We start from the raw sequence: 24,174 nt of genomic DNA, 5'->3' as shown, positions 1-24,174 counted from the left end.
GTCCCCGCCTCCCCTCCCCCGACGCTTCTCCCCGGCGTCCCTTCTCCAACGCCCCCTCAGCGCCCCTCGCCGTCCCGGCTCCCGCTCCCGCGCCGGCCCGCTTCCGCCGCACGGGCCAGACGGGCCGCCAACTCCGCCACCCGGTCGTTGAGTTCGTCGGGCTCGCGCACCTCGAAGTCGAAGCCCGCCGTCACGATGTGGAAGACCAGCGTCTCCAGGCTGTGCGCCCCGGTCCGCAGCAGACAGGTGTGCTCGTCGACCGGTTCCAGCATCCCGGCCGTGGGCGCGATCCGCTCGGCGGCCCGCTCGACCGGCGCGTGCAGCAGCACCGTGGCCTCGTGGGCGTACACCGCCGTGGAGACGCGCCGGGAGACATAGGCCGCCCAGTCCTGGGCGGGCGGCTCGCGCGGGACGAAACGCGGGCCGTGCGGCGGGGTGAGGGTGACGCGGTCGACGCGGAACGTGCGCCAGTCGGCGCGGTCGACGTCCCAGGCCACCAGGTACCAGCGGTGGCTGTTGTGGACCAGCCGGTACGGCTCGGCGGTGCGTCGGGAGGTCGTCCCGTCGTGCCCTCGGTAGGCGAAGCGCAGTTGTCGGTGGTCGCGGCAGGCGCTCGCCAGCTCGGTGACGGTCCCCACGTCCACCGTGGGGCCGCGGCGGTCGCCGAGCGAGGCCGTGAAGGCGGCGAGGGCGTTCACCTGGCCGCGCAGCCGGTGCGGGAGCACCTGTTCCAGCTTCGCCAGGGCCCGCACCGAGGACTCCTCGATGCCCTCCACCGCGTTGCCCGCCGCCGCGCGCAGCCCGACGGCGACGGCCACCGCCTCGTCGTCGTCCAGCAACAGGGGCGGCAGCCGGGCGCCGACGCCCAGCCGGTAGCCGCCGGCCGTTCCGGTGGTGGAGTGCACGGGATAGCCCAGCGTCCGCAGCCGGTCGATGTCGCGCCGCACGGTCCGCGGGGTGACCCCCAGACGGTCGGCCAGTTCGGCGCCGGACCACTCCGGGTGGGCCTGGAGCAGGGACAGCAGACGCAGCAGACGGGCCGAGGTCTCCAACATGCCGCCGAGTCTGCCGGCGCGCGGTCGGCCGGCGCGCGGACGACCGCTTCCGCGACGGCGCGGTGGAACGCCGTCGCGGAAGCGGTCGGAGGCCGTCAGGCCGGTGGGGCGTCAGGCCGGTGGGGCGTCCCGCTCCACCCGCACCGACAGGTCGTTGGCGCCGGTGTAGTGGGGACGGGCCCACCACTCCCCGTCCTCGCCCGCCTCCTTGCCGGCGACGGGCTGCGCCGGATAGCGCAGGATCTTCTGCTTGTCGGCGATGTCGTCGAGGATGCGGGCGACGCGCACCGGCTCGGCGTCCGCGTCGGGGCGCAGCCACAGGTCCCACTCGTCCCCCGCCTCCCGCTCGCGGACCAGGCCGTCGTACGCCAGCCGCGCCGTGAAACCGGGCTCGTCGGTCGGGGTGACCTCCCCGGCGACGACCGGTCCCGCGGCGCCTCGGGGACGGGCCTCCAGGCGAGCGGTGGGGGCGAGCTCGGCCCCGTACAGCCGCCCCCGCAGGGTCACGCCGCCGTCCGCCGGCCAGATCTCGTGCACCTCGGCGTGCGGCCAGCGCAGCCAGGAACGCACCGAGAGGACCGCGCGCTCATTCATCCCGCCCCACCCCACAACACCCAGGCCGCCAGCCGTGCACGGCCATCGAACCAGATCGCGAAGTGTGACTGGAGTACTAGGCCGCCTGGGCCGCCTGGAACGTCCGACAGCGGCACCAGCGGCAGCCGCACCGACTCCTCCGGGTCGGAGTTGCGCAGCCGCAGCAGCAGAGCGGCGTCCCACCTCTCGGCCGCACCGGGCAGGGCGACGTCGAAGCTGAGGCCGCCCGCGCTGTCCGCGGTGCAGTCGGCGCTCGGCGCGGTGGCCAGGGGGGTGTCGGGCGCGCCGGCGGGTCTGTGGGTGGTCGCGGTCATGCGGTCCTTCCTCCTCTCGTGACGCCTTGACGGGCGCGGACCAGGGTGTCCTTGGTGACGTACGCCCCGCCGAGCAGGGCTCCTCGGGCGCGGTGCAGCGAGGAGCGCACCCGCCCGATGCGGCTCCGTCCGCCGCGTGCGACGAGCTCGGTGAAGAGCGAGGAGTACATCTCGCCGATCCGCGCGGGGTCGTAGCGGGCGGCGTCCGCGATCGCGGCACGGCCCATCCGCAGGCGCAGCTCGTCGTCGTTGATCAGCTCCAGCAGGGCGCCGGCGATGGCGTCGACGTCCCCGGTGGGCACCAGTCGGCCGTCCACCCCGTCGGCGATGATCTCGCCCGGCCCGTGCGGGCAGGCGGTGGCCACCACGGGCAGGCCGCAGCGCATCGCCTCGACGATCGTCATGCCGAAGGACTCCAGGCTGGAGGTGACGGCGGCGATCGAGCCCTTGACCCACTCGGCCTCGATGGGGTGGGCCGGTCCCATGAGGAACGCGTGGTTGTACAGCCCGAGTTCCTCCACCAGCGCCCGCAGCTTGGCCTCCTCGCGACCGCCTCCGTAGAGCCGCAGCCGCCAGTCGGGCCGTTCCTTCACGACCTTGGCGAAGGCCCTCAGCAGCACGTCGTATCGTTTGGCCGGGGCCAGCCGTCCGGCGGCGATCACCCACTTGCCGGTGCCGTCGGAGGGCTCGACCTCCGGGGCGGGCACGCCGTTGGGCACCGCCTGCACCCGTACGCCGGGCAGTCGCATCGTGCGCCGGTAGTCGCGGGCGTCGGCCTCGGTGACGGTGGTGAGCGCGTCCAGGCGCGGGTAGACGCTCCGCAGGGTCATCCGCAGGGGGCGCGGGTGGGTGGAGAGCGTCAGGTGCTCCTGCCCGACCCGCACCGGGCCGGGGCGGGTGTGCAGGGCGATCATCGTGTTGAGACCGGGGCGGGTGCCGACGACGACGTCCGCGTCGGTCTCGGCCAGGTACTCGACGATCCGCCGGTCGGTGAGCGCGCTGTACTTGCGGTGGTTGCCGTCGGCCCGCGGGAACAGCCGGGCCGGACGGGCGTGGTCGGGGTCGTCGCCGTCGTAGTCCGGGCTGTGCTTGCGCAGGTCCACCAGATGGCGGAGTCGCACCCCCGGGTCGAGGTCGAAGACGGGACGGTCACGGTGCCGGAAGATCGACACGATCTCCACGTCGTGCTGCTCCGCGAGCGCGCACGCGAGGTTGAACGTGGTGCGGATCGTCCCACCGATGCCGTACCCGTGATGCAGCAGGAAAGAGATATGCATCCGTCTCCATGTCCCACGGAATCGCGCGGACAAGCCGTTGCCTTGAGGTGCGTTCTGATGTCGCGTTCCCCTGAAAAGACCACCGAAGCCCTCCGGGGGTTGGGCCGGTTCACCGCTCTGTTCCCAAATATTTCGGCCATTGTTGTTGACTTTCGGGAACCGAGCGGGGAGTCCGGCCATCAGGGCTGGTCGGGAGCCTCGGTGGGCGGTCGAGCGGCTCGGGCGCGTTTCCGCTCTTCTTTCGCCTGCGCGCCACCTCCCACCCGCGGCGGAACGCCGGGGCGGACGGTGGCGCCCTGTCAACTGTCGGTGCGCGGTCGACGGCGCCGCGGGGGCGGCGACCGGCGGCGCCGTCCGCCGTGGGCCCGGGCCGCCCCGTCGACCGGGGTCGGGGAAGCTCCGGGTCCCTCGGGGCGGAGTCCGGGAGAGGGACCCGGGACGGCGGGTCCGGTCCGGGGGCGAAGGCGGGTGTGCGGCACCGCTCCACGCTAGGCGCGCGGCACCGTCCGGCCGCCGCAACCGCGCCCGGGCGGGTGCCGCTCCCACCCGGTCGGACGACCGTGTCGCGGCACGCCCGGCCGTCGTCGCCCGGTGTTCCCCTCACTTTCGGGCGGACGGGGGAACGAACCGGCGCGCGCCCCGCCACGCGCATCCGCCCGTGCCCCCGGACTCCCCCCCGGCGCGTGACCACGGTCCGCGGTCGCCCGTTGTGCAGGTGAATCAGAACCGAACGCCAGGAGTTCGCCCGTGTCCCCCATGCTCGATGTCAGCGACGACGTCCGCGCCGAGATCGGCGACGAGGAAGCCGCCCGGCTGCTCGCCGGCGACGGCGCCCCCGGCAGCTACGACTGCACCTCCTGCCGGGCTCCCGGCAACACCGAGCAGGAGCGCACCAGCACGGTGCTCTTCGTCGGCGAGGAGACGGCCGTGCTCGCCTTCGCTCACGCGAGCTGCATCCCGTCCCAGGTCGTCCCGGTCTCCGAGGACCAGCTCAAGGACGCCGTGCGCACCATCACCGCCGACCGGGCCGGCGAGGCCGAGGCGCCCTCCCCCGCCCCGCTCCACGGCGTCCCCGGCCGGTCCGTCGCCGACCTCGAACCCGCCGCCGCGCGCCAGGCCGTCCTCGGGGTGACCTGCGGGCAGGTCCTCGTCGACGACCAGCTCCACCCCGCCCTCGTCGTCGAGCCCACCGCCCCGATCGCCCGACCCGGGTCCGAAGGGTCCGGGGACGAGTTCCTGCCGCTCCTCATCGAGCAGGGCTTCATGCCGGTGAACGACGTCGCCCGGGCGCCCTTCTCCGTCACCGGCTGGTCCGTCCTGCTCGCCATGGGCCGGCTCCACGCCATCCTCCAGCCCGGCGTCGCGGGCGGGCAGCCGACCTCCTGGTGGCAGGCGCACCAGCCGCTGCCGGTCACCGACGACTGGCGGACGGCGGCGAACAGGACCCACACCGTCTTCGTCTACGCCGCCCCGGTCGGCGCCATCGGTCAGCAGCCGCGCGAGGACCTGCTCCGCGAGGCGTTGGAGAAGGCCGCCGCGGGCGGCCTCCTGGTGGCCGCCGCCATGCCGCTGGCGGGCACCTGAGCGTCCGGCGCGTCCGTTTCCCCCGCCCGGGCCCGCATCCGCCGGGCGGCGTGATCGTTGGCAGTGATGTGCAGCCTTACGAACCTTCCCGCACCCACAACGCGCACCTCAACCGCGGCCAGATCCCGGGGATGCGCGCCCCGTACGAGCCGATGTCGAGCCGTTCGGCCACCCCGATCTACGACTCCCTCTACGCCGAGTACCGGCGCCTGTTCCGGGCCCTGCCCGGGGACCGGACCGGTGAGGAGGAGTTCCGCTTCACGGGCTTCGGCACCGGGACGGCCCACTGGAACGGCGGGCGGCGGGTCGGCGACCTCCTCCCCGCCGTCCTGCCGCCCGTCCAGCGGGACGGTCGGCCCTACGACCGGTGATGCCGTGCCCCCGCCTCCGGGGGGCACGGTCGTAGGCGGCCGTACCGGGCTCTCCCCGGTACGGCCGCCCGTCCCGCCGGCGCTCCGCGCGCCTACTTCTTGCGTCCGCGCTTCTCGCGCACCCGCACCGAGAGGTGGATCGGCGTCCCCTCGAAGCCGAACTCCTCGCGCAGCCGCCGCTCGATGAAGCGACGGTAGCCCGCCTCCAGGAAGCCGGAGGCGAAGAGGACGAAGCGCGGCGGGCGGGTGCCCGCCTGGGTGCCGAAGAGAATCCTCGGCTGCTTGCCGCCCCGGATCGGGTGGGGGTGGGCGGCGACCAGCTCCCCGAGGAAGGAGTTCAACCGCCCGGTCGGCACGCGGGTCTCCCAGCCGGCCAGGGCGGTCTCGACCGCCGGCACCAGCTTCTCCACGTGACGTCCGGTGCGTGCCGAGACGTTCACCCGCGGCGCCCACTTCACCTGGCCCAGATCGGTCTCGATCTCGCGCTCCAGGTAGTGGCGGCGCTCCTCGTCGAGGGTGTCCCACTTGTTGTACGCGATGACCAGCGCGCGTCCGGCGTCGACCGCCATCGAGACGATGCGGGTGTCCTGCACGCTGATCGGCTCGCTGACGTCGATGAGGACGATCGCGACCTCGGCCTTCTCCAGGGCGGCGGCGGTGCGCAGCGAGGCGTAGTAGTCCGCGCCCTCGGTGAGGTGGACACGGCGGCGGATGCCGGCGGTGTCGACGAACTTCCACGTCTTCCCGCCGAGCTCCACCAGTTCGTCCACGGGGTCGCGGGTGGTGCCCGCCAGGGCGTCGACGACCACCCGCTCCTCGCCCGCGATCTTGTTCAGCAGGGAGGACTTGCCGACGTTGGGCCGGCCGATCAGCGCCACCCGGCGCGGGCCGCCGAGCGCGGCGCCGAAGGTCTGCGGCGGGGCCTCGGGCAGCACCTTGAGCACCTCGTCCAGCAGGTCGCCGGTGCCCCGGCCGTGCAGCGCGGAGACCGGGTAGGGCTCGCCGAGGCCCAGCGACCACAGCATCGTGGCGTCGGCCTCGCCGGAGGGGCCGTCCACCTTGTTGGCGCACAGCACCACGGGCTTGCCCGTCCTGCGCAGCAGCTTGACCACGGCCTCGTCGGTGTCGGTCGCCCCGACCGTGGCGTCCACGACGAGGACCACCGCGTCGGCGGCCTCGATCGCGAACTCGGCCTGGGCCGCCACGGAGGCGTCGATGCCGAGGACGTCCTGCTCCCAACCGCCGGTGTCCACCACCTTGAAGCGGCGCCCCGCCCACTCGGCCTCGTAGGTGACCCGGTCCCGGGTGACGCCCGGACGGTCCTCCACGACCGCCTCGCGACGGCCGATGATGCGGTTCACCAACGTCGACTTGCCGACGTTGGGGCGGCCGACGACGGCGAGCACCGGCAGCGGGCCGTGCGCGGCGTCCCCGAGCGCTCCCTCGACCTCCTCGGCGGCGAATCCCTCCTGCGCGGCGAGCTCCATGAACTCCGCGTACTCGGCGTCACCGAGCTCACCGTGCCCGTGCTCGTCGCCGACGTGGGTCTGCTCGTTCATGAAGTCCTGTCCTCGTGTACGTGTCGTCCGTGCCCGCATGTCGGGCCTCGTGTGGTCTTCCCGCACGGTTCTCGTGGCGCCGCGGTGGTGCGGGACGGATCGGGCGCGAGGGTCCAGTGTCGCCCAATCGCGTCCCGTCGCCCAATCGCCGCCTAACCGCGTCCGGTGAGGCGGCGGGCGTCGGCCAGGTGGGCGGTCAGCCGCTCGCGGATGCGCGCGGTCGCCTCGTCCAGCGCCGCCCTCGTCCGTCTGCCGCTGCCGTCGCCGGCCTGGAACGCCTCGCCGAACACCACGTCGATCCGGCTCCGCAGCGGCGGCAGCGCGGATATCGCCCGGCTCCGGGACCCGGTGGTCCCCAGGACCGCCACGGGCACGACGGGCGCCCCCGAGCGCAGGGCGAAGTACGCCAGGCCCGAGCGCAACGAGGCGAAGTCGCCCTCGCCCCGGGTGCCCTCGGGGAAGATCCCCAGCACGCCGCCGCGCTCCAGCACGCCCAGCGCCCGGGTGATCGCGGTGCGGTCGGCCACCTCCCGGTCCACCCCGATCTGGCCTATGCCGTGCAGGAAGGGGTCGAGCGGGCCGACGAACGCCTCCTTCTTGATCAGGAAGTGGACCGGTCGCGGCGCGGTGCCCATCAGCACCGGTCCGTCCACGATGTGCGCGTGGTTGACGGCGAGGACGACCGGACCGGCGGCCGGGACCCGCCAGGCGCCGAGCACCCGGGGACGCCACAGCCCCCGTATCACCGCGATCCCGATGCGGCGTCCGGCCGCGGCGCCACGCGCGCCGGGCGCCCCGGGCACGGCGGACCGACCCGGGGCGCCGCCCCGCATGGAGTCCGCTCCGCTCACCTGGCCTGCTGCTTCTCTTCGATCAGGGTGACCACGCACTCCACGACCTGCTCCAGGGTCAGGTCGGTGGTGTCCACCTCGACGGCGTCGTCCGCCTTCTTCAGCGGGGAGGTCTTGCGGGTGGAGTCGGCCGCGTCCCGCTTCAGCAGCGCCTCGCGGGTCGCGTCCAGGTCCACCCGGCCGCCGTCCCGGCCCTTCAGCTCGCCGCCGCGGCGGGCCGCGCGGGCCTCGGGCGAGGCGGTGAGGAAGACCTTCAGGTCGGCGTCGGGCAGCACGGTGGTGCCGATGTCCCGTCCCTCGACGACGATGCCGGTCGGCGCGGCGGCGGCGATGGCGCGCTGGAGCTCGGTGATCCGGGTGCGCACCTCGGGCACGGCGCTGACCGCGCTGACCGCGTCGGTGACCTCCTGGGTGCGGATCGGGCCGGAGGCGTCCGCGCCGTCCACGGTGATGGTCGGGTCGGCCGGGTCGGTGCCGGAGAGGATCTCGGGCCGGTCCGCGGCGGCGGCCACGGCGGCGGCGTCCCGGACGTCGATGTCGTGGTTCAGCATCCACCACGTGATCGCGCGGTACTGCGCCCCGGTGTCCAGGTAGTTCAGGCCCAGTTTCGCCGCCACGGCGCGGGAGGTGCTGGACTTGCCCGTGCCTGAGGGGCCGTCGATGGCGACGATGACGGGGGCCGGGGCGTCCGGGGACACGGAGGTCGCCTGCCGGGAGGTTGCTGCCACGGTGTCGGGCACCTTTCTCGAACTGCTCGGAGCACGGGTCGTGAAGGGGCACGGGACGCCGGCGCGGGCTCGCCGGTCGGATGCCTTCCCGCCCCCGCACCAGGCTACCGGGGACCCGGACCCCCTACTGCTGCCGGATGGTCCAGCCCCGCTCCCGCAGCGCCGCCGCCAGGACGGGGGCCACGCTCGGCTCGACCATGAGCTGGACGTGGCCCGCCTGCTGGGCGGTGGCGTGCTCGATCCGCACGTCCTCGATGTTGACCCCGGCCCGTCCGGCGTCGGCGAAGATGCGGGCCAGCTCGCCCGGACGGTCGCTGATGAGGACGGCCACGGTCTCGTAGACGGCGGGGGTCTGCCCGTGCTTGCCCGGAATCCGGGCGCGGCCGTTGTTGCCGCGGCGCAGCACGTCCTCGATGCCCGCCGCCCCGCCGGCGCGCTCGGTCTCGTCGGCGGACTGCAGGGCGCGCAGCGCCCGTACGGTCGTCTCCAGGTCGTCGGCGACGGCGGCCAGGATGTCGGCGACCGGTCCGGGGTTGGCGGAGAGGATGTCGATCCACATGGCCGGGTCGGAGGCGGCGATCCGCGTCACGTCGCGGATGCCCTGGCCGCACAGCCGCACCGCCGTCTCGTCGGCGGCCTCCAGCCGGGCGGCCACCAGGCTGGAGAGCAGTTGCGGGGTGTGCGAGACCAGGGCGACGGCCCGGTCGTGGGCGTCGGCGTCCATCACCACGGGGACGGCCCCGCACACCGCGACGAGTTCCAGGGCGAGGTTGAGCACCTCGGTGTCGGTCTCGGCGGTCGGGGTGAGGACCCAGGGGCGGCCCTCGAAGAGGTCGGCGCCGGCTGCCAGCGGGCCGGAGCGCTCGCGTCCGGCCATCGGGTGCGTGCCCAGGTAGGTGGTCGGGTCGCAGCCCAGCGCCTCGACCTCCCGCCGGGGGCCGCCCTTGACGCTGCCGACGTCGATGCAGGCCCGCGCGGCCTTCCGCCGCTGCACGTCGGCGACGGCGGCGGAGATGTACGCGGGCGGCACGGCGACCACGGCGAGGTCCACCGGCCCCTCGACGGGGTCCTCGGTGCCGGCGCCCAGCGCGGCCGCGGTGCGGACCCGCTCGGTGTCCTGGTCCTCCAGGTGCACTCGCACCCCGCGCCCGGCCAGGGCCAGCGCGACGGACGTGCCGATGAGTCCGGTGCCGATGACGAGCGCTGTGTTCACTGGGCGATGTCCTTGCGCAGAGCGGCGGCGGCGCCCAGGTAGACGTGGGCGATCTCGGCCTTGGTCAGATCGGTCTCGGCGTGGGCGAGGACGCGGACCACGCGCGGCATGGCGCCCGCGACGTCCAGCTCCTGCGCGCAGATCAGCGGCACGTCCACGATGCCGAGCTTGCGGGCCGCGACGGCCGGGAAGTCGCTGTGCAGGTCGGGGGTGGCGGTGAACCAGACGCTGATCAGGTCGTCGGCCGTCAGGGAGTTGCGTTCCAGGAGGGCGGTGACCAGCTCCGCCACCTTCTCCCGCATGTGCTCGGCCTCGTCCCGCTCCAACTGCACGGCGCCCCGCACCGCTCGTACCGCCACCTGCTCACTCCCCGCGTCCGTGCTGTCTCTGTCGCTGTCTCTGTCGTCGCTGTGGCCGCTGTCGTGCCGCTGCCCCGACCAGCCTATGCGCGTCCGTTCCCGACACGCTGCCGCCGCCCGTCCTGCGAGACGGGCGGCCGTGTCGCCGGGGCGTCCGGCCGGGTGGCGGTGACATGCCGGAATCACGGTGGACGGCCCGGCGAAGGAGCAGTTCCCCTGGGAGCCGGAGCGGTTCTGCGCACTGGGGCCGCGGGCCAACCCCACCGTCCTGGAGTGCCTCCACCACCGCGTCGAGGAGGGTGGGCAGGTGGGCGCACACCTCGCCGGCGCGCATCAGGTGGATACCGGTGAGCGGCGCCCGGAAGGTGTACAGCAGCGGTTTGAGTTCCCCGGTCCTCCCGTACAGCCGCCACTGGGTGCTGGCGAAGCCCCGGTAGTGGTGGGCGTGGTGCCGGGTGAGCACGGCCGGCGCGAGGGCGACCGACTCGGCGTGCGTGTCGGTGGTGCGCACCACCAGCGGGGACAGGAACTGCTCCAGGACGTAGCCGTTGCGGCGGAGCATCAGTCGGGCGAACTTCCGCAGGTCGTGGGTGACCAGGTCCATCTCGACGCAGTCGCGTTCCCACATCCGCGAGTCGGTCTCCTCGTCCGCCCGCAGCCCGATCAGGTCCCTCCCCCACGGGCAGCAGGTGGGCCCCGCGCAGGTCGATGTCGGAGTCGCGGGAGGGGAAGCCGTACAGGTGCGCCCCGGAGACGGTCGCGAAGACCGTCGGCCGACGCTCCTCGGCGAGGACGGGACGCAGGTCGGGGAGGCCGACGGTGCTCGGTTCGATCACGCCGCCCGTTCTGCTGGGCGGCCGACGGCCCCGGCCGGGGGATTCCCCTGGCCGGGGCCGTCGGGGGCGGCTCGGTCCGGCGCGGTCGGCCTAGAGACCGACCTCCTGCATCAGCATGCCGACCTCGGTGTTGGTCAGGCGGCGCAGCCAGCCGGACTTCTGGTCGCCCAGCGCGATGGGACCGAAGCGGGTGCGGACCAGCTTGTCGACCGGGAAGCCGACCTCCGCGAGCATGCGGCGGACGATGTGCTTGCGCCCCTCGTGGAGGGAGACCTCGACGAGGTAGTTCTTGCCGGTGTTCTCCACGACCTTGAAGTGGTCGGCGCGGGCGTAGCCGTCCTCCAGCCGCACGCCCTCCTTGAGCCGCTTGCCCAGGTCCCGCGGGATGGGGCCCTGGATGGCGGCCAGGTAGGTCTTCGTCACGCCGTAGCGGGGGTGGGTGAGCCGGTGGGCCAGCTCACCGTGGTTGGTGAGCAGGATCAGGCCCTCGGTCTCGGTGTCCAGGCGGCCGACGTGGAACAGTCGGGTCTCGCGGTTGGTGACGTAGTCACCCAGGCACTGGCGGCCCTCGGGGTCCTCCATCGAGGAGACGACCCCGGCGGGCTTGTTGAGCGCGAAGAACAGGTAGGACTGGGTGGCGATCGTCAGACCGTCGACCTTGATCTCGTCCTTCTCCGGGTCCACGCGCAGTCCCTGCTCGGTGACGATCTTCCCGTTGACCTCCACGCGCCGCTGGTCGATCAGCTCCTCACAGGCGCGGCGCGAACCCATCCCGGCCCGGGCCAGGACCTTCTGGAGCCGCTCGCCCTCCGGCTCGCCGAAGGTCTTGGGCAGCTTCGGCGCCGGCTTGGCGTGCCGGGCCCGGTTGCGCTCCTCGATCTGGGCCTCGTACTCGCGGGGGCGCGCCGGGACGGTCCGCTTGCGTCCGTCCCTGGCTCCCGCCTTGGGGCCGGTCTTGGGACCACCCTTGGGGCCGCCCTGCCCCCTGACTCCCGCCTTGGGACCACTCTTGGGGCCGCCGCCCTGTCCCCTGAGTCCCTTGGGGCCGCCCTGTCCCTTGGCTCCCGCCTTGGGACCGCCGCCCTGTCCCCTGGGCTTGCCGGGACCGTCGCCCGTGCCCACGTCGTAACGACGTTCCTCGGGACGGGGACGGCCCGCGCGCCGCTGCCTGTCGTCGCGGCTGTTGCCCGCGCCCCGGTAGTTCCGGTTGCTGTTCCTGCCGCTGCTTCGCATCAAGGTTTCCGTCTAATCTGTCTCTACGTCGGGCTGTCTCTTCGACCTCTACGACGTCGGGGAATCGCCGCTGTCGTCCACGTCGAACGACGGCACGCCCTCCTGGCTCTCGGCCTCGACCGCGTCCGCCTCGGGGAGGAAGGGCGCCAGTTCCGGAAGTTCGTCCAGGCCGCGAAGGCCCATCCGCTCCAGGAAGTAGTTCGTCGTCCTGTACAGGATCGCACCTGTCTCGGGTTCCGTGCCCGCCTCCTCGATCAGACCGCGTTGGAGGAGTGTGCGCATGACCCCGTCGCAGTTCACCCCGCGCACGGCCGAGACCTTGGAGCGGCTGACCGGTTGACGGTACGCGACCACGGCCAGGGTCTCCAGGGCGGCCTGGGTGAGCCGGGCCTGCTGGCCGTCCAGGACGAAGCCCTCGACGGCGTCGGCGTACTCGGGTCGGGTGTAGAACCGCCAGCCGCCCGCGACCGGTCTCAGGTCGAAGCCGCGGCCCTGCCGGGTGTACTCCTCGGACAGTTCGCGCAGCGCCACCGCGATCTCCCGGCGGGGACGTCGGAGGACCCTGGCGAGGTGCTCCTCCGTGGCGGGCTCGTCGACGACCATCAGGACCGCCTCCAGGGCGGGCTTGAGGTCGAGTTCGGCGACGGTGGAGGAGCCCGCGGGCGGTGGGGCCTCCTCCGGCCGCTCCTTCCGCCTCCTCCTCGCCGCGCCCACCGCGCCCACCGCGTCCGTCGCGTCCACCGCGTCCACCGCGTCCACCGCGTCCGTCGGGCCGCCGGCCTCCCCGGCTCCTCCGGCGTTCTCGGCTCCCCTGTCCCCGGTGCCCGGGTCCGTGTTCATCTCCGGTCGTCCTTCCGTCGCCGTCCCCACCACCGTCCCGCCACCGCCCCCACCGCTGTCCCCCTACCGTCGCCTCCCACCGTCCTCCGCGTCGAACTCGTCGGTGACCAGCGGCCGGGTCCCCTCCCCGCCGCTCCAGCGCACGGTGAGCGTACCCAGGGCCTCCTCCTGGTCGAGGACGACCGCGCGCTCGCGGTACAGCTCCAGCAGCGCCAGGAAGCGGGCGACGACGGTGAGGGTGTCGGGCGCGTCCTCGGTGAGCTCCGTGAAGGTGGCCTCGCCCCGCTCCCTCAGCAGCGTCACCACGATCTCGGCCTGTTCGCGGACGCTGACCAGCGGGGCGTGGATGTGGTCGACGTAGACCTGCGGTTCCGGCTTGGGCTGCATCGCCTTCACCGCCAGGCGGGCGAAGCCCTCGGGGCCGATGCCGAGGACGACCTCGGGCAGCAGCGCGGCGTGGTGCGGCTCCAGGCCGACCGTACGGGGGTGGCTGCGGGCCTCGACGGCCATGCGCTCGTCGAGGACGGCGGCGACCCGCTTGTAGGCGCGGTACTGCAGCAGCCGGGCGAAGAGCAGGTCGCGCGCCTCCAGCAGGGCGAGGTCGGCCTCGTCCTCGACCTCGGCGGCGGGCAGCAGCCGGGCGGCCTTGAGGTCGAGCAGGGTGGCGGCGACGACCAGGAACTCGGTGGCCTGGTCGAGGTCCCAGTCGGGGCCCATGGCGTGGATGTGGGCCATGAACTCGTCGGTGACCTTCGACAGCGCCACCTCGGTGACGTCCAGTTTGTGCTTGGAGATGAGCTGTAGGAGGAGGTCGAAGGGCCCCTCGAAGTTGTCCAGGACGACCTTGAAGCGGCCGTCGTCCGGCTCGCCGCCGGCCTCCGCGCCGGCCCGGGAACCGTCGTCCGGGCCCTTCCCCTCCTCGGACTCCCGCTCGGGCGGTGGTTCCGTCGCGGGGGTCGTCTCGGAGACGACCGGTTCCGGTTCGGGAGGCGTGTCCGCCTCGGGAGGCGTTTCCGGCGCGGGGGCCGGGACCGGGGCGGACGGCGCCGTCCCCGGCCCCCGGCCCAGCGGGCGTCGTCGGGGAGGCCGGGGGTTCGGCGCGTGGTCGTCGGCGGTCGGCATCGCGGGGCAGGCTACCGCCCCGCAGGTCAGCGACCGCGCAGGCGGCGCACGAGAATGCTCGCGTCGCCGCGCGCCTCCAGGTCGGCGAGGACCACGGCGACCGCCTCACGGACGATCCGTCCGCGGTCCACGGCCAGGCCGTGCTCACCGCGGAGCACCAGCCGGGCGTGTTCGAGGTCCATCAGCTCCTCGGCGGAGACGTAGACCGTGATCTTCTCGTCGTGGCGCTCGCGGCCGCTGGGGCGCCGGGGGACGACCCGGCCGCGCCGGTGCGGCGGGGCCGCCGCGGTGGAGCGGCTCCTGACCTGGCCGCGGCCGGCCGCGGTGGACCGGTCGGCCGGCTGGGCCGCCGCGCCCTGCCCCGAACGTCCGCCCCTTCCCGGTGCCTGGCCGGGCACCGGGGCCTGCCGGGGCTCGCGTCCGCCGTGGCCGTCGGTGCCGGCGGCCAGGGTGTCGGCGGCGCTCTCCGCGCCGTCCCGGCCGTCTCCCGCGGGGGCGTGCTCGTCCGTGGGACCGGACGCGCCCGCCGCCGCGGGGAGTCGGGGCGCGGAGGAGGCGTCGCCTCCCGAGTGCTGCTGGGGGGTCGAGGGCTGGACCGGGGACCCCCCGGTGGAGCGGAACAGTTCGTCGGCTGCCGGGAGACTCACTCGGCGTGGCACCGGGCGAGCACCTCCCTGGCGAGCTGGCGGTAGGCGGCGGCGCCGACGGAGTTGGAGGCGTACGTGGTGATCGGCTCGCCGGCGACCGTGGTCTCCGGGAAGCGGACCGTGCGCCCGATGACGGTGTGGTACACGTTGTCGTCGAACGCCTCCACGACGCGCGCCAGCACCTCACGGCTGTGCACGGTGCGCGAGTCGTACATCGTCGCCAGGATGCCGTCCAGCTCCAGGTCGGAGTTGAGCCGCTCCTGGACCTTCTCGATCGTCTCCGTCAGCAGCGCCACACCGCGCAGCGCGAAGAACTCGCACTCCAGCGGCACGATCACCTTGTGCGCGGCGGTGAGGGCGTTGACGGTCAGCAGGCCGAGGGACGGCTGGCAGTCGATGATGATGAAGTCGTAGTCGGGCAGCAGCGGTTGGAGGGCGCGCTGGAGCGTCGACTCGCGGGCCACCTCGCTGACCAGTTGCACCTCGGCGGCGGACAGGTCGATGTTGCTGGGCAGCAGGTCCATGCCCGCGACCGCCGTCTTCAGCAGCACCTCGTCGGGTGACATGCCCCGCTCCATGAGCAGGTTGTAGACGGTCAGGTCCAGCTCCATCGGGTTGACGCCGAGGCCGACCGAGAGCGCGCCCTGGGGGTCGAAGTCCACGAGCAGCACCCGGCGGCCGTACTCGGCGAGCGCGGCGCCCAGGTTGATGGTGGAGGTGGTCTTGCCGACCCCGCCCTTCTGGTTGCACATCGCGATGATCTTCGCCGGACCGTGTTCGGTGACCGGGCCGGGGATCGGGAAGTACGGCAGCGGGCGGCCCGTGGGACCGATGCGCTCACGGCGCTGTCGAGCGGCGTCGGGCGCGAGGGTGGCCGCGTACTCGGGGTCGGGCTCGTACTCCGCGTCGGGGTCGTAGAAGTGCCCCTCGGGGAGTTCGTCGTACCGGGGGTCCACGTGGGGACCGCCGCCCGGGTGGTCGGCGGCCATGGTGTTCTTGTGACCGTCCGTGCTCTGATGGGCTGTCATGCTCGCCTGGTTCTGGTGGGCTGCGAAAGTCTGGACAGCGACGGAGCCGACGGCACTGAGTCCCGAGGGGCCCTGGCCCCGCGGAGGCGTTCCTGGTTGACCACCCCCGGGAGTAAATGTCGACTCATTCACAAGTCGTCTTACCTCCTTGGTGACCAGGAAACTTCTAGACAGATCAGCGTGGCACCATGCCGATGATTGGCGACTCTATGGCGTGTCGGTGGTCCTCAGCAACACAATCCGCCGGAGAAGGCCTGATGTGTCGGCCACCTTGTACCCGTCTGTCAAGGGGTTCATGGCCCCGCACACGGAGTCTTATGGGGGCGCGAAACGACCAAAGGACCATGTTCACGACGAGTTGACCCCACGTTGACCAGGCCCGTCGGCTCCGCCTCCCGTCCCACCGGCCGCCTCCGAGCGGTCCCGGGGTCGGCCGGTGACACGATGGTCGTCATGTTGACTTGTGGCGTTGACTCGTGGCGTTGACGTTTCGGTTGACGTTTCGCGTCCTGTTCATATGACGACTTGTCAACCGAGCAGTGAACCCGGCTCGCGTGCCGTCAGCCCGTGCGCCTCGGCGACCGGGCCGTAGGTGATCTCGCCGTCGTGGACGTTGAGCCCCCGGGCGAGGGCCGGGTCGCGGCGCAGGGCCTCGCGCCAGCCGTGGTCGGCCAGTTCCACCACGTACGGCAGCGTGGCGTTGGTGAGCGCGTACGTCGAGGTGCTCGGCACCGCGCCGGGCATGTTGGCGACGCAGTAGAAGACCGAGTCGTGGACGGTGAAGGTCGGCTCCGCGTGCGTGGTGGGACGCGAGTCCTCGAAACAGCCGCCCTGGTCGATGGCGATGTCGACGAGGACGCTTCCGGACCTCATCCGCGACACCAGGTCGCCGGTGACCAGCTTCGGCGCCCGGGCGCCGGGGATCAGCACGGCCCCGACGACCAGATCCGCCTCCCGGACGGCCTTGTCCAGTTCGTACGCGTTGGAGGTGACCGTCCGGACGCGGTTGCCGAAGATCCGGTCGGCCTCGCGCAGCTTGCGCACGTCCTTGTCGAGCAGGGTGACGTGGAAGCCCATGCCCACCGCGACCTGGGTGGCGTTCCAACCGGCGACGCCGCCGCCGATGACGACGGCCCGGCTCGCCGAGACGCCCGGCACCCCGCCGGGCAGCACGCCGCGACCGCCGGCCGGGCGCATCAGGTGGTACGCGCCGACCTGCGGGGCGATCCGGCCGGCCACCTCGGACATCGGCGCCAACAGCGGCAGCGTGCCGTCCGCGGCCTGCACCGTCTCGTAGGCGATGGCGGTGGTGCCGGAGCGCAGCAGGGCCTCGGTGCAGTCGCGGGACGCGGCCAGGTGGAGGTAGGTGAACAGCACCTGGTCCTTGCGCAGTCGGTGGTACTCCTCGGCGATCGGCTCCTTGACCTTCAGCAGCAGGTCGGCGTCGGCCCACACCTCGTCGGCGGTGTCCAGCACGGTGGCGCCGGCCTCGACGTACTCGCGGTCGTCGATGGAGGAGCCCACTCCGGCGCCCCGCTCGACGAGGACCCGGTGGCCGCCGCGCACGAGTTCGTGGACACCGGCCGGGGTGATGGCCACGCGGAACTCGTTGTTCTTGATCTCTCGGGGGATGCCGACCTTCACGTCGATCACGGTCCTTGTCTCAGAGGGTCGCGGAAGGGACCGGGGCACACACCATCACATCACCACAGGAAGCGAATAACGGATGTGACGGGACAGCCGCAGCTTGACCATTCTAATGAAGGATTTTCCGCTGTCCAGCCTTGCAAAATGCCAGTTTTCTGGCTGGTTATCGGCCATTTCTTAGGTCAACTCCCCTCGGGTGGCGCGACCGGGAAGCTCGTCGCCGAGCCGCCGCGCCCACCGCAGGGCCTCGCGGCGGGTGCGCGCCGCCTCCTCGACGCGGCCCGCGCGCTCCTGCGCCCTCGCGACCTCCTCCAACGCCCTCGCGTACCCCCGCCCGTCCTTCAGCCGCCGACAGGCCGCCGCGGCGGCGCGCCACGCGCGCAGGGCCTCCTCCCACTCCCCTTCGCCGAGGTGCTCGGCTCCGATCCGGCCGTGGAGCCGGGCCTCGGCCACCAGGTCGCCGCGGGTCTGGCACAGGGCCAGCGCCCGGCCGTACCAGTCGGTCGCCCGCGGCCGGTCGCCCAGACCGGCGTAGGTGTCCCCGAGGGACTCCATGGCCCGTACGGCCGCCCCGGTGCCGCGCCCGCCGGCGGCGCGGGCGGCCTCCAGCGCGGCGCGGTGGCGCGTCAGCGCCTTCCGCGGCCGACCGGCGCGGGCGTCGAGGTCCCCCAGGGCGAGCAGGGCCGCCGCGTGTTCCCCGTACAGGCCGCGGCGCCCGGTGACCGTCGACAGCAGTTCGTGCAGACGGTACAGCTCGGGCGCGGCCTCCTCGGGCCCCAGGTGCGCGCTCAACGCCCGGATGAGGGCCGCGACCAGACGCCGGGCCAGGGTGTCCAGCTCCCCGTCGTCGACGGCCGCCGCGGCGGCGGCGCGCAGAGCCGGCAGCCGGGAGTCGAGCCACGCGGCGGCGGCGGGGGACGTGGCGAAGCGCAGGGCGCGCGGCAGCCCCGCCATCTCCTTGCGCGCCGGCGAGCCGGGCGGCTCGGCGGCGGCCCGACAGGACTTCAGCAGCCGCACCGCCCGCTCCAGCATCCGGGCGCGCGCCAACCGCACCTCGGCGGGGCTCTCCGACTCCCTCACCAGGACGGCCAGCAGAGGGGCGAGACAGCCGGGGACCTCGTACTGCCCCGGAACGACGGTGGTGCGCAGCAGGCCGAGCCGGACGAAGCCCTCCAGCGTGGCCGCCGCCGCGTCCATCGGGCATCCCGCGAGGGCGGCCGTGGTGTGGGCGTCGACGAGCCCGGCCGGGGCGAGCGCCAGCAGGCGCAGGGTACGGGCGATCGACGGCGGCAGCGAGTCGTGCACCAGCAGCAGGGCGCGGACCAGCGGCCGGGCGGCCGGAGCCGGGTGCGTACGGGGGCGGGGCACACGGCCGGCGGGCCCCCGTGAGCCGGCGCTCTCCGTCTCGCCGGGAAGGGTGTCGGGAAGATCGCCGAAGCGCCGCACGGCCTCGGCGACGGACGCCGTGGGGTGGGCCGCCAGCCAGCCGCCGACCAGGACGAGCGCGGCGGGCCGTCCACCGCACGCCTCGACCAGGCACTCGGCGGCACGCGGGTCCACGGTGACGCGCGGGGTCTCCCCGGCGCACCGGGCCAGAAGGGCGACGGCCGAGTCGGTGTCGAGCCCGTCGAGGACGCAGGGCCGCACGTCCGGGACGCCGGTCAGCGGCCCTCGGGAGACGGCGAGGACGAGGCAGTCCCGGCCGTCGGGGAGCAGGTCCTTCACCTGCTCGGGACCGGCCACCTCGTCCAGGAGCAGCAGGGCGCGGCGGCCGGCCAGGGCGGCGCGCAGCGCGCCGGCGAGTTCGTCCCCCTCCGCCCCGGCGGGGGCCGGACGGCCGAGGGCGCGGAGCAGGTCGCGGGCGGTGCGCTCGGTGGGGACGGGGGTGCCGTCCGGGTCGGTGAGCCGGGCGCGGAGCACGCCGTCGGGGTGGTCGGCGGCCACCTGCCGGACGAGTTCCTCCGCCAACGCGGTGCGGCCCGAGCCGGGCCGGCCCGCGATCAGCAGCACACGGCCGCGGGGGGCGGGACGGCCCGCGCGGGTGTGCGGCCCCGCGCGCCCGATGTCGGCGCGGAGTTGGGCCAGTTCGCGTCGCCGTCCGACGAAGCCGTCGGACCCGTCCGCCGCCGGGGCCGTGTACGGGGTCGGCCCGCCGGTGTGCACCGCCTGATCCGTCACGGAACGAGGGTAGATCACCGCGCCGGGCCCGTTCCCGCGCCGATGCCGGGGCCGCGGTGCCCGTCCCCGGCGCCGCGGCCCGTCGCTCCTCGGTCGCTCACGCGTCGACTCCTCCGGCCGACCTCTCGGGCCGACTCCTCGGCCGGCCCCCGCTCACCCCTCGAACGGCCGGGCGGGCCAGGGGGCGTCGGCCGGGCGCAGGGTGTCCAGGCCCTCGCCCGCGCGGGCGGCGGTCAGCGCCAGGACGCCCGTCGCCAGGCAGTTGTTGTGCAGGTCGCCGGCGAGGACGCCGCGCACCAGGTCGGCCAGCGGAACGCGGGCCACCTCCATGTCGGCCTCCTCGTCCAGGACCTCGAAGCGCTCGCCCTCCGCCTCGGACAGCCCGCGGGCCAGGAAGATCCGCACCGCCTCGTCGCTGCCGCCCGGCGAGGTGTACATGTCGATCAACACCCGCCAGTCCTCCGCCTCGACGTGCGCCTCCTCGTACAGCTCGCGCCGGGCGGCGTGCAGCGGGTTCTCGCCGGGGACGTCGAGCAGCCCGGCGGGGATCTCCCAGAGCTTGTGCCGCACCGGGTGGCGGTACTGGTTGATCACCAGCACCCGGTCCCGTTCGTCCAGCGCGAGGACGGCGACCGAGCCGGGGTGCACCTGGTAGTCGCGGGCGGCGACGGAGCCGTCCGGCATCACCACGCGGTCGGTGCGCACGCTGGTCTTGCCACCGGTGAACGGCGTCTCGGAGGCGGTGACCCGCCACTCCTGCGGGGTGTCCCGCGGGTGTCCGTCCGTCCCTGCCACGCTCAGACCTCCTCGCGCTCGCGCACGGTGCCCGCGCCCTGCCGCTCGACCGCGGCCTTCACCAGACCGGCGAAGAGCGGGTGCGGACGGGTGGGCCGGGACCGCAGCTCGGGGTGGGCCTGGGTGGCGACCAGGTAGGGGTGGACCTCGCGCGGGTACTCGACGAACTCCACCAGCTTGTTGTCCGGGGAGGTGCCGGAGAAGACGAGCCCGGCCTTCTCCAACTCGGCGCGGTAGGCGTTGTTGACCTCGTACCGGTGGCGGTGGCGCTCCTCGACGTACGGCTCGTCGCCGTAGACCTCGCGCACGATCGAGCCCTCGGCGAGCTTGGCCGGGTACATCCCCAGCCGCATGGTGCCGCCCAGGTCGCCCTCTCCGGCGACGATGTCCAACTGCTCCTCCATGGTGGAGATCACCGGGTGGGGGGCGGCCTGGTCGAACTCGGTGGAGTTGGCGCCCTCGATGCCCGCCAGGTTGCGGGCGGCCTCGATCACGATGCACTGCAGGCCCAGGCACAGGCCCAGCAGCGGAACGCCGTTCTCGCGGGCGTAGGTGATCGCCGCCACCTTGCCCTCGACGCCGCGCTCGCCGAAGCCGCCGGGGATGCAGATCGCGTCCACGTCGCCGAGCTGCTTCCGCGCGCCGCCGGGGACCCGGCAGTCGTCGGAGGTGACCCACTTGATCTTCACCCGGGCGTTGTTGGCGAAGCCGCCCGCGCGCAGCGCCTCGGTCACCGACAGGTAGGCGTCGGGCAGGTCGATGTACTTGCCGACCAGCGCGACGGTCACCTCGTGCGCGGGCTGGTGGACGCGGCGCAGCAGGTCGTCCCACTGGGTCCAGTCCACGTCCCGGAAGGCCAGGCCGAGACGGCGCACCACGTAGGCGTCCAGGCCCTCGCCGTGCAGGACCTTGGGGATGTCGTAGATGGAGGGGGCGTCCTTGCAGGCCACCACCGCGTCCTCGTCCACGTCGCACATCAGCGAGATCTTGCGCTTGATGGAGACGGGCACGTCCCGGTCGGCGCGCAGCACGATCGCGTCGGGCTGGATGCCGATGTTGCGCAGGGCGGCCACCGAGTGCTGGGTGGGCTTGGTCTTCAGCTCCCCGGAGGGGCCGATGTAGGGCAGCAGCGAGATGTGGACGACGAAGACGTTGTCGCGGCCGACCTCGTGCCGCACCTGGCGCACGGCCTCCAGGAAGGGCAGCGACTCGATGTCGCCGACGGTCCCGCCGACCTCGGTGATCACCACGTCCACGTCGTCGGTGGCCATCCGGCGGATGCGGTGCTTGATCTCGTTGGTGATGTGCGGGATGACCTGCACGGTGTCGCCGAGGTACTCGCCGCGCCGCTCCTTGGCGATGACCGTGGAGTAGATCTGGCCGGTGGTGACGTTGGCGGACCCGTCGAGGTCGACGTCGAGGAAGCGCTCGTAGTGGCCGATGTCCAGGTCGGTCTCGGCTCCGTCGTTGGTGACGAACACCTCACCGTGCTGGAAGGGGTTCATCGTGCCGGGGTCCACGTTGAGGTACGGGTCGAGCTTCTGCATGGTGACCCGCAGTCCTCGGGCCTTCAGCAGCGCACCCAGGCTGGAGGCGGTGAGACCCTTGCCGAGCGAGGAGGCGACACCCCCCGTGACGAAGAGGTGCTTGGTCGTCATGGATTTGGGCGGCATGGCCAAGAGGGGGCTCCCGTGGTCGCGAGGTGACGTGCGCTCCGGCTCCCCGGCCGGTTGGGAGGGGGTGCCGTCGCTGCGGTTCGGGGGTTGTTGTGCCCTCCGCTCCACGGGCTACCAGGGTATCAGCGGCGAACACGGACACCGAAGCACGTCGGCGTCACCGCGCGGACCATGGCACAGTGTCCGTCGAGGGGCCGTCGCGGCCGCCCGAAGCCCGCCGATCCCCGGAACGTGGTCACCCGGAGGGCCCCGACGCCCCTATGGTGACCTCGGCGCGGATCACCCGACCGCGTCGTATCCTGCTCAGACTGTCCGCGTGGGCCCTTCACGCGGCAGGACGGAAGACCGCACGTCCCACGGGGCGTAGCCGCAGTTCGACTGGAGATGCTCGTGGCCGGGCGCATCGAGGATTACGCACTCATCGGGGACATGCAGACAGCCGCCCTGGTCTGCCGGGACGGATCGGTGGACTGGCTGTGCCTGCCCCGGTTCGACTCCCATGCCGTCTTCGCCGGACTCCTCGGCACCGAGGACCACGGCTTCTGGCGGCTGGGCCCCGCGCACCCCGCCGGGCAGGAACCGCCCGCCTCCACCCGCCGGCGCTACCGGGGCGACTCCCTGATCCTGGAGTCCGAGTGGGACACCCCCCGCGGCACCGTCCGAGTGATCGACTTCATGCCGCCGCGCGAACACCACGCGCCGCAGCTCGTGCGGATCGTGGAGGGGGTCAGCGGCCGGGTCCCGATGCGCTCCGCGCTGCGGATGCGGTTCTCCTACGGGCAGATCGTGCCGTGGGTGCACAAGGTGGACGGCCGCACCGTCGCCGTCGCCGGCCCCGACTCCGTCTGGGTCGACAGCGATGTCGACACCTACGGCGAGAACCTGACCACCTACGCCGACTTCACCGTCGCGCCGGGCGACCGGATCGCGATCACCATCAGTTGGCAGCCCTCCCACCAGAACCCCCCGCCGCCCGCGGAGCCGGAGGCGGCGCTGGCGACGACCGAGGAGTTCTGGCGCGACTGGGTGAGCCACTGCACGTACCACGGCCCGTACCGGGAGGCGGTGGTCCGCTCCCTGATCACGCTCAAGGCGCTCACCTACGCTCCGACCGGCGGCATCGTGGCCGCGCCCACCACCTCGCTGCCCGAGGAGATCGGCGGCGTGCGCAACTGGGACTACCGCTTCACCTGGCTGCGCGACGCGGCGATCACCCTGTCGTCGCTGCTGCGCACCGGCTACCGCGAGGAGGCCCAGGCCTGGCGGGAGTGGCTGCTGCGGGCGGTCGCCGGCGACCCGGAGAACCTGCAGATCATGTACGGCATCGCCGGCGAGCGCGAGCTGGGCGAGACGGAGCTTCCCTGGCTGCCCGGCTACGAGGGATCGGTGCCGGTGCGGGTCGGCAACGGCGCCGCCGGTCAGCTCCAGCTCGACGTCTACGGCGAGACCATCGAGGCCCTCCACCTGGCCCACATGACCGGGCTGGCCCGCAACGACTACGCCAGCCTGCTCCAGATCAAGCTGATCGGCTACCTGGAGGACCACTGGATGGAGCCGGACGAGGGGATATGGGAGGTGCGCGGCCCGCGCCGGCACTTCGTCCACTCCAAGGTCATGGCGTGGGTCGCGGTGGACCGCACGATCCGGCTGATCGAGTCCGGCGACGTGGACGGGCCGCTGGAGCGGTGGCGCGAGCTGCGCGACGCGATCCACCGCGACGTGTGCGAGAAGGGCTACGACCCCGAGCGCAACACCTTCACCCAGTCCTACGGGTCGAAGGAGCTGGACGCCTCGCTGCTGATCATCCCGCAGGTGGGCTTCCTGCCCCCGGACGACAAGCGGGTCATCGGCACCATCGAGGCCATCCAGCGCGAGCTGTCCACCCCGGACGGCTTCGTGCTGCGGTACCCGACCTCGGGCGAGGAAACGGGCGTGGACGGCCTGGCGGGCGACGAGGGCGCGTTCCTGGCCTGTTCGTTCTGGCTGGCCGACGACCTGGCGATGATCGGCCGGGTCGAGGAGGCGCGCCAACTCTTCGAGAAGCTGCTCTCCCTCCGCAACGACCTGGGGCTGCTGGCCGAGGAGTGGGACTCCCGACTCCAGCGCCAAGTGGGCAACTTCCCCCAGGCGTTCAGCCACGTGCCCCTGATCGACACCGCCCTGCGGCTGACGGCCTCCGGAGCCTACGGCGGCTGAGTCTCGACGCGTCCGCCCGGCCCGTTCGGGGTCGGGCGGACGTCTCACCGCGTTGTGAAAGCGCTCTCAGA

Annotated in this window: 21 protein-coding genes and 1 pseudogene; 3 read left to right on the top strand and 19 right to left on the bottom strand. The window is 73.3% G+C overall.

What is annotated here, in order from left to right; genetic code table 11:
* Positions 1-56: 56 nt before the first annotated feature.
* The 4 genes from IF47_RS0124320 to IF47_RS0124310 all read right to left on the bottom strand — a co-directional run bounded on the left by IF47_RS0124320 (position 57) and on the right by IF47_RS0124310 (position 3,240).
* The gene (locus tag IF47_RS0124320) at positions 57-1,055 is read right to left on the bottom strand and encodes a helix-turn-helix transcriptional regulator (protein ID WP_037733281.1); all 999 of its coding nucleotides are present in this window, start codon (positions 1,053-1,055) and stop codon (positions 57-59) included.
* Positions 1,056-1,166: 111 nt separating this feature from the next.
* Entirely contained in the window at positions 1,167-1,649 is a 483-nt protein-coding gene (locus IF47_RS28210) for a hypothetical protein (RefSeq protein WP_051718184.1), read from the bottom strand.
* Positions 1,646-1,963, bottom strand: coding sequence for a hypothetical protein (locus IF47_RS28960; protein WP_051718183.1), 318 nt, complete (start codon positions 1,961-1,963; stop codon positions 1,646-1,648). Before IF47_RS28960 ends, IF47_RS28210 begins: the two co-directional genes overlap by 4 nt.
* The gene (locus tag IF47_RS0124310) at positions 1,960-3,240 is read right to left on the bottom strand and encodes a glycosyltransferase family 4 protein (protein WP_031511127.1); all 1,281 of its coding nucleotides are present in this window, start codon (positions 3,238-3,240) and stop codon (positions 1,960-1,962) included. Before IF47_RS0124310 ends, IF47_RS28960 begins: the two co-directional genes overlap by 4 nt.
* A gap of 756 nt (positions 3,241-3,996) precedes the next feature.
* On the opposite strand from IF47_RS0124310, the gene IF47_RS0124305 reads away from it, so the two are divergent.
* Entirely contained in the window at positions 3,997-4,824 is an 828-nt protein-coding gene (locus IF47_RS0124305) for a hypothetical protein (protein ID WP_031511126.1), read from the top strand.
* 68 nt (positions 4,825-4,892) lie between these two features.
* Positions 4,893-5,195: a hypothetical protein gene (locus IF47_RS0124300; protein WP_245641222.1), complete on the top strand. Its 303-nt coding sequence runs from the start codon at positions 4,893-4,895 to the stop codon at positions 5,193-5,195.
* 92 nt (positions 5,196-5,287) lie between these two features.
* On the opposite strand, the gene der is transcribed toward IF47_RS0124300, so the two are convergent.
* The 15 genes and pseudogenes from der to IF47_RS0124225 all read right to left on the bottom strand — a co-directional run bounded on the left by der (position 5,288) and on the right by IF47_RS0124225 (position 21,904).
* Entirely contained in the window at positions 5,288-6,754 is a 1,467-nt protein-coding gene (gene der, locus IF47_RS0124295) for a ribosome biogenesis GTPase Der (RefSeq protein ID WP_031511124.1), read from the bottom strand.
* Between the two features lie 152 nt (positions 6,755-6,906).
* Positions 6,907-7,587: a lysophospholipid acyltransferase family protein gene (locus IF47_RS0124290; protein WP_051718182.1), complete on the bottom strand. Its 681-nt coding sequence runs from the start codon at positions 7,585-7,587 to the stop codon at positions 6,907-6,909.
* Positions 7,588-7,601: 14 nt separating this feature from the next.
* Positions 7,602-8,333 carry a (d)CMP kinase gene (gene cmk / locus IF47_RS0124285; RefSeq protein ID WP_078592083.1) on the bottom strand — a complete coding sequence of 244 codons (732 nt, stop codon included), beginning with the start codon at positions 8,331-8,333 and terminating at the stop codon, positions 7,602-7,604.
* Positions 8,334-8,457: 124 nt separating this feature from the next.
* Positions 8,458-9,546: a prephenate dehydrogenase gene (locus IF47_RS0124280; protein ID WP_031511121.1), complete on the bottom strand. Its 1,089-nt coding sequence runs from the start codon at positions 9,544-9,546 to the stop codon at positions 8,458-8,460.
* On the bottom strand, positions 9,543-9,905 hold the full coding sequence (gene aroH, locus IF47_RS0124275) for a chorismate mutase (RefSeq protein WP_031511120.1): 363 nt from the start codon (positions 9,903-9,905) through the stop codon (positions 9,543-9,545). Before aroH ends, IF47_RS0124280 begins: the two co-directional genes overlap by 4 nt.
* A 283-nt stretch (positions 9,906-10,188) precedes the next feature.
* A pseudogene (locus IF47_RS28205) lies at positions 10,189-10,738 on the bottom strand (nucleotidyltransferase domain-containing protein); the annotation flags it as partial.
* Positions 10,739-10,831: 93 nt separating this feature from the next.
* Positions 10,832-11,974: a pseudouridine synthase gene (locus IF47_RS0124265; protein ID WP_031511119.1), complete on the bottom strand. Its 1,143-nt coding sequence runs from the start codon at positions 11,972-11,974 to the stop codon at positions 10,832-10,834.
* Between the two features lie 48 nt (positions 11,975-12,022).
* Positions 12,023-12,688, bottom strand: a complete 666-nt coding sequence (scpB, locus tag IF47_RS0124260; protein ID WP_037733287.1) for an SMC-Scp complex subunit ScpB — start codon at positions 12,686-12,688, stop codon at positions 12,023-12,025.
* 189 nt (positions 12,689-12,877) lie between these two features.
* Complete coding sequence (locus IF47_RS0124255; protein ID WP_031511117.1) at positions 12,878-13,936, bottom strand: segregation and condensation protein A; 1,059 nt, start codon at positions 13,934-13,936, stop codon at positions 12,878-12,880.
* A 26-nt stretch (positions 13,937-13,962) separates the two neighbouring features.
* The gene (locus tag IF47_RS0124250; protein ID WP_031511116.1) at positions 13,963-14,583 is read right to left on the bottom strand and encodes a hypothetical protein; all 621 of its coding nucleotides are present in this window, start codon (positions 14,581-14,583) and stop codon (positions 13,963-13,965) included.
* Positions 14,580-15,743 carry a ParA family protein gene (locus IF47_RS0124245; protein ID WP_078592081.1) on the bottom strand — a complete coding sequence of 388 codons (1,164 nt, stop codon included), beginning with the start codon at positions 15,741-15,743 and terminating at the stop codon, positions 14,580-14,582. Before IF47_RS0124245 ends, IF47_RS0124250 begins: the two co-directional genes overlap by 4 nt.
* 396 nt (positions 15,744-16,139) lie before the next feature.
* Positions 16,140-17,255, bottom strand: coding sequence for an alanine dehydrogenase (gene ald / locus IF47_RS0124240; protein ID WP_157840042.1), 1,116 nt, complete (start codon positions 17,253-17,255; stop codon positions 16,140-16,142).
* Positions 17,256-17,435: 180 nt separating this feature from the next.
* Positions 17,436-19,436, bottom strand: a complete 2,001-nt coding sequence (locus IF47_RS0124235) for a tetratricopeptide repeat protein (RefSeq protein WP_078592088.1) — start codon at positions 19,434-19,436, stop codon at positions 17,436-17,438.
* Positions 19,437-19,589: 153 nt separating this feature from the next.
* Entirely contained in the window at positions 19,590-20,231 is a 642-nt protein-coding gene (locus tag IF47_RS0124230) for an NUDIX domain-containing protein (RefSeq protein ID WP_031511112.1), read from the bottom strand.
* 2 nt (positions 20,232-20,233) lie between these two features.
* The gene (locus IF47_RS0124225) at positions 20,234-21,904 is read right to left on the bottom strand and encodes a CTP synthase (protein WP_031511111.1); all 1,671 of its coding nucleotides are present in this window, start codon (positions 21,902-21,904) and stop codon (positions 20,234-20,236) included.
* Between the two features lie 393 nt (positions 21,905-22,297).
* On the opposite strand from IF47_RS0124225, the gene IF47_RS0124220 reads away from it, so the two are divergent.
* Positions 22,298-24,103 carry a glycoside hydrolase family 15 protein gene (locus IF47_RS0124220; RefSeq protein WP_031511110.1) on the top strand — a complete coding sequence of 602 codons (1,806 nt, stop codon included), beginning with the start codon at positions 22,298-22,300 and terminating at the stop codon, positions 24,101-24,103.
* Positions 24,104-24,174 lie beyond the last annotated feature (71 nt).

Origin of the sequence: Streptomyces megasporus, from assembly GCF_000718985.1 — a bacterium.
Taxonomy (GTDB): Bacteria; Actinomycetota; Actinomycetes; order Streptomycetales; family Streptomycetaceae; genus Streptomyces; species Streptomyces megasporus.
Note: the sequence above shows the minus strand (reverse complement) of the source record. Positions and strands in the feature narration are given on the sequence as shown.

Excerpts from the sequence above, each read along its gene's own strand:
- IF47_RS0124320 (WP_037733281.1), bottom strand. The coding sequence starts at position 1,055 with ATGTTGGAGACCTCGGCCCGTCTGCTGCGTCTGCTGTCCCTGCTCCAG.
- IF47_RS28210 (WP_051718184.1), bottom strand. The coding sequence starts at position 1,649 with ATGAATGAGCGCGCGGTCCTCTCGGTGCGTTCCTGGCTGCGCTGGCCG.
- IF47_RS28960 (WP_051718183.1), bottom strand. The coding sequence starts at position 1,963 with ATGACCGCGACCACCCACAGACCCGCCGGCGCGCCCGACACCCCCCTG.
- IF47_RS0124310 (WP_031511127.1), bottom strand. The coding sequence starts at position 3,240 with ATGCATATCTCTTTCCTGCTGCATCACGGGTACGGCATCGGTGGGACG.
- IF47_RS0124305 (WP_031511126.1), top strand. The coding sequence starts at position 3,997 with ATGCTCGATGTCAGCGACGACGTCCGCGCCGAGATCGGCGACGAGGAA.
- der (WP_031511124.1), bottom strand. The coding sequence starts at position 6,754 with ATGAACGAGCAGACCCACGTCGGCGACGAGCACGGGCACGGTGAGCTC.
- IF47_RS0124290 (WP_051718182.1), bottom strand. The coding sequence starts at position 7,587 with ATGCGGGGCGGCGCCCCGGGTCGGTCCGCCGTGCCCGGGGCGCCCGGC.
- IF47_RS0124265 (WP_031511119.1), bottom strand. The coding sequence starts at position 11,974 with ATGCGAAGCAGCGGCAGGAACAGCAACCGGAACTACCGGGGCGCGGGC.
- IF47_RS0124255 (WP_031511117.1), bottom strand. The coding sequence starts at position 13,936 with ATGCCGACCGCCGACGACCACGCGCCGAACCCCCGGCCTCCCCGACGA.
- IF47_RS0124225 (WP_031511111.1), bottom strand. The coding sequence starts at position 21,904 with ATGCCGCCCAAATCCATGACGACCAAGCACCTCTTCGTCACGGGGGGT.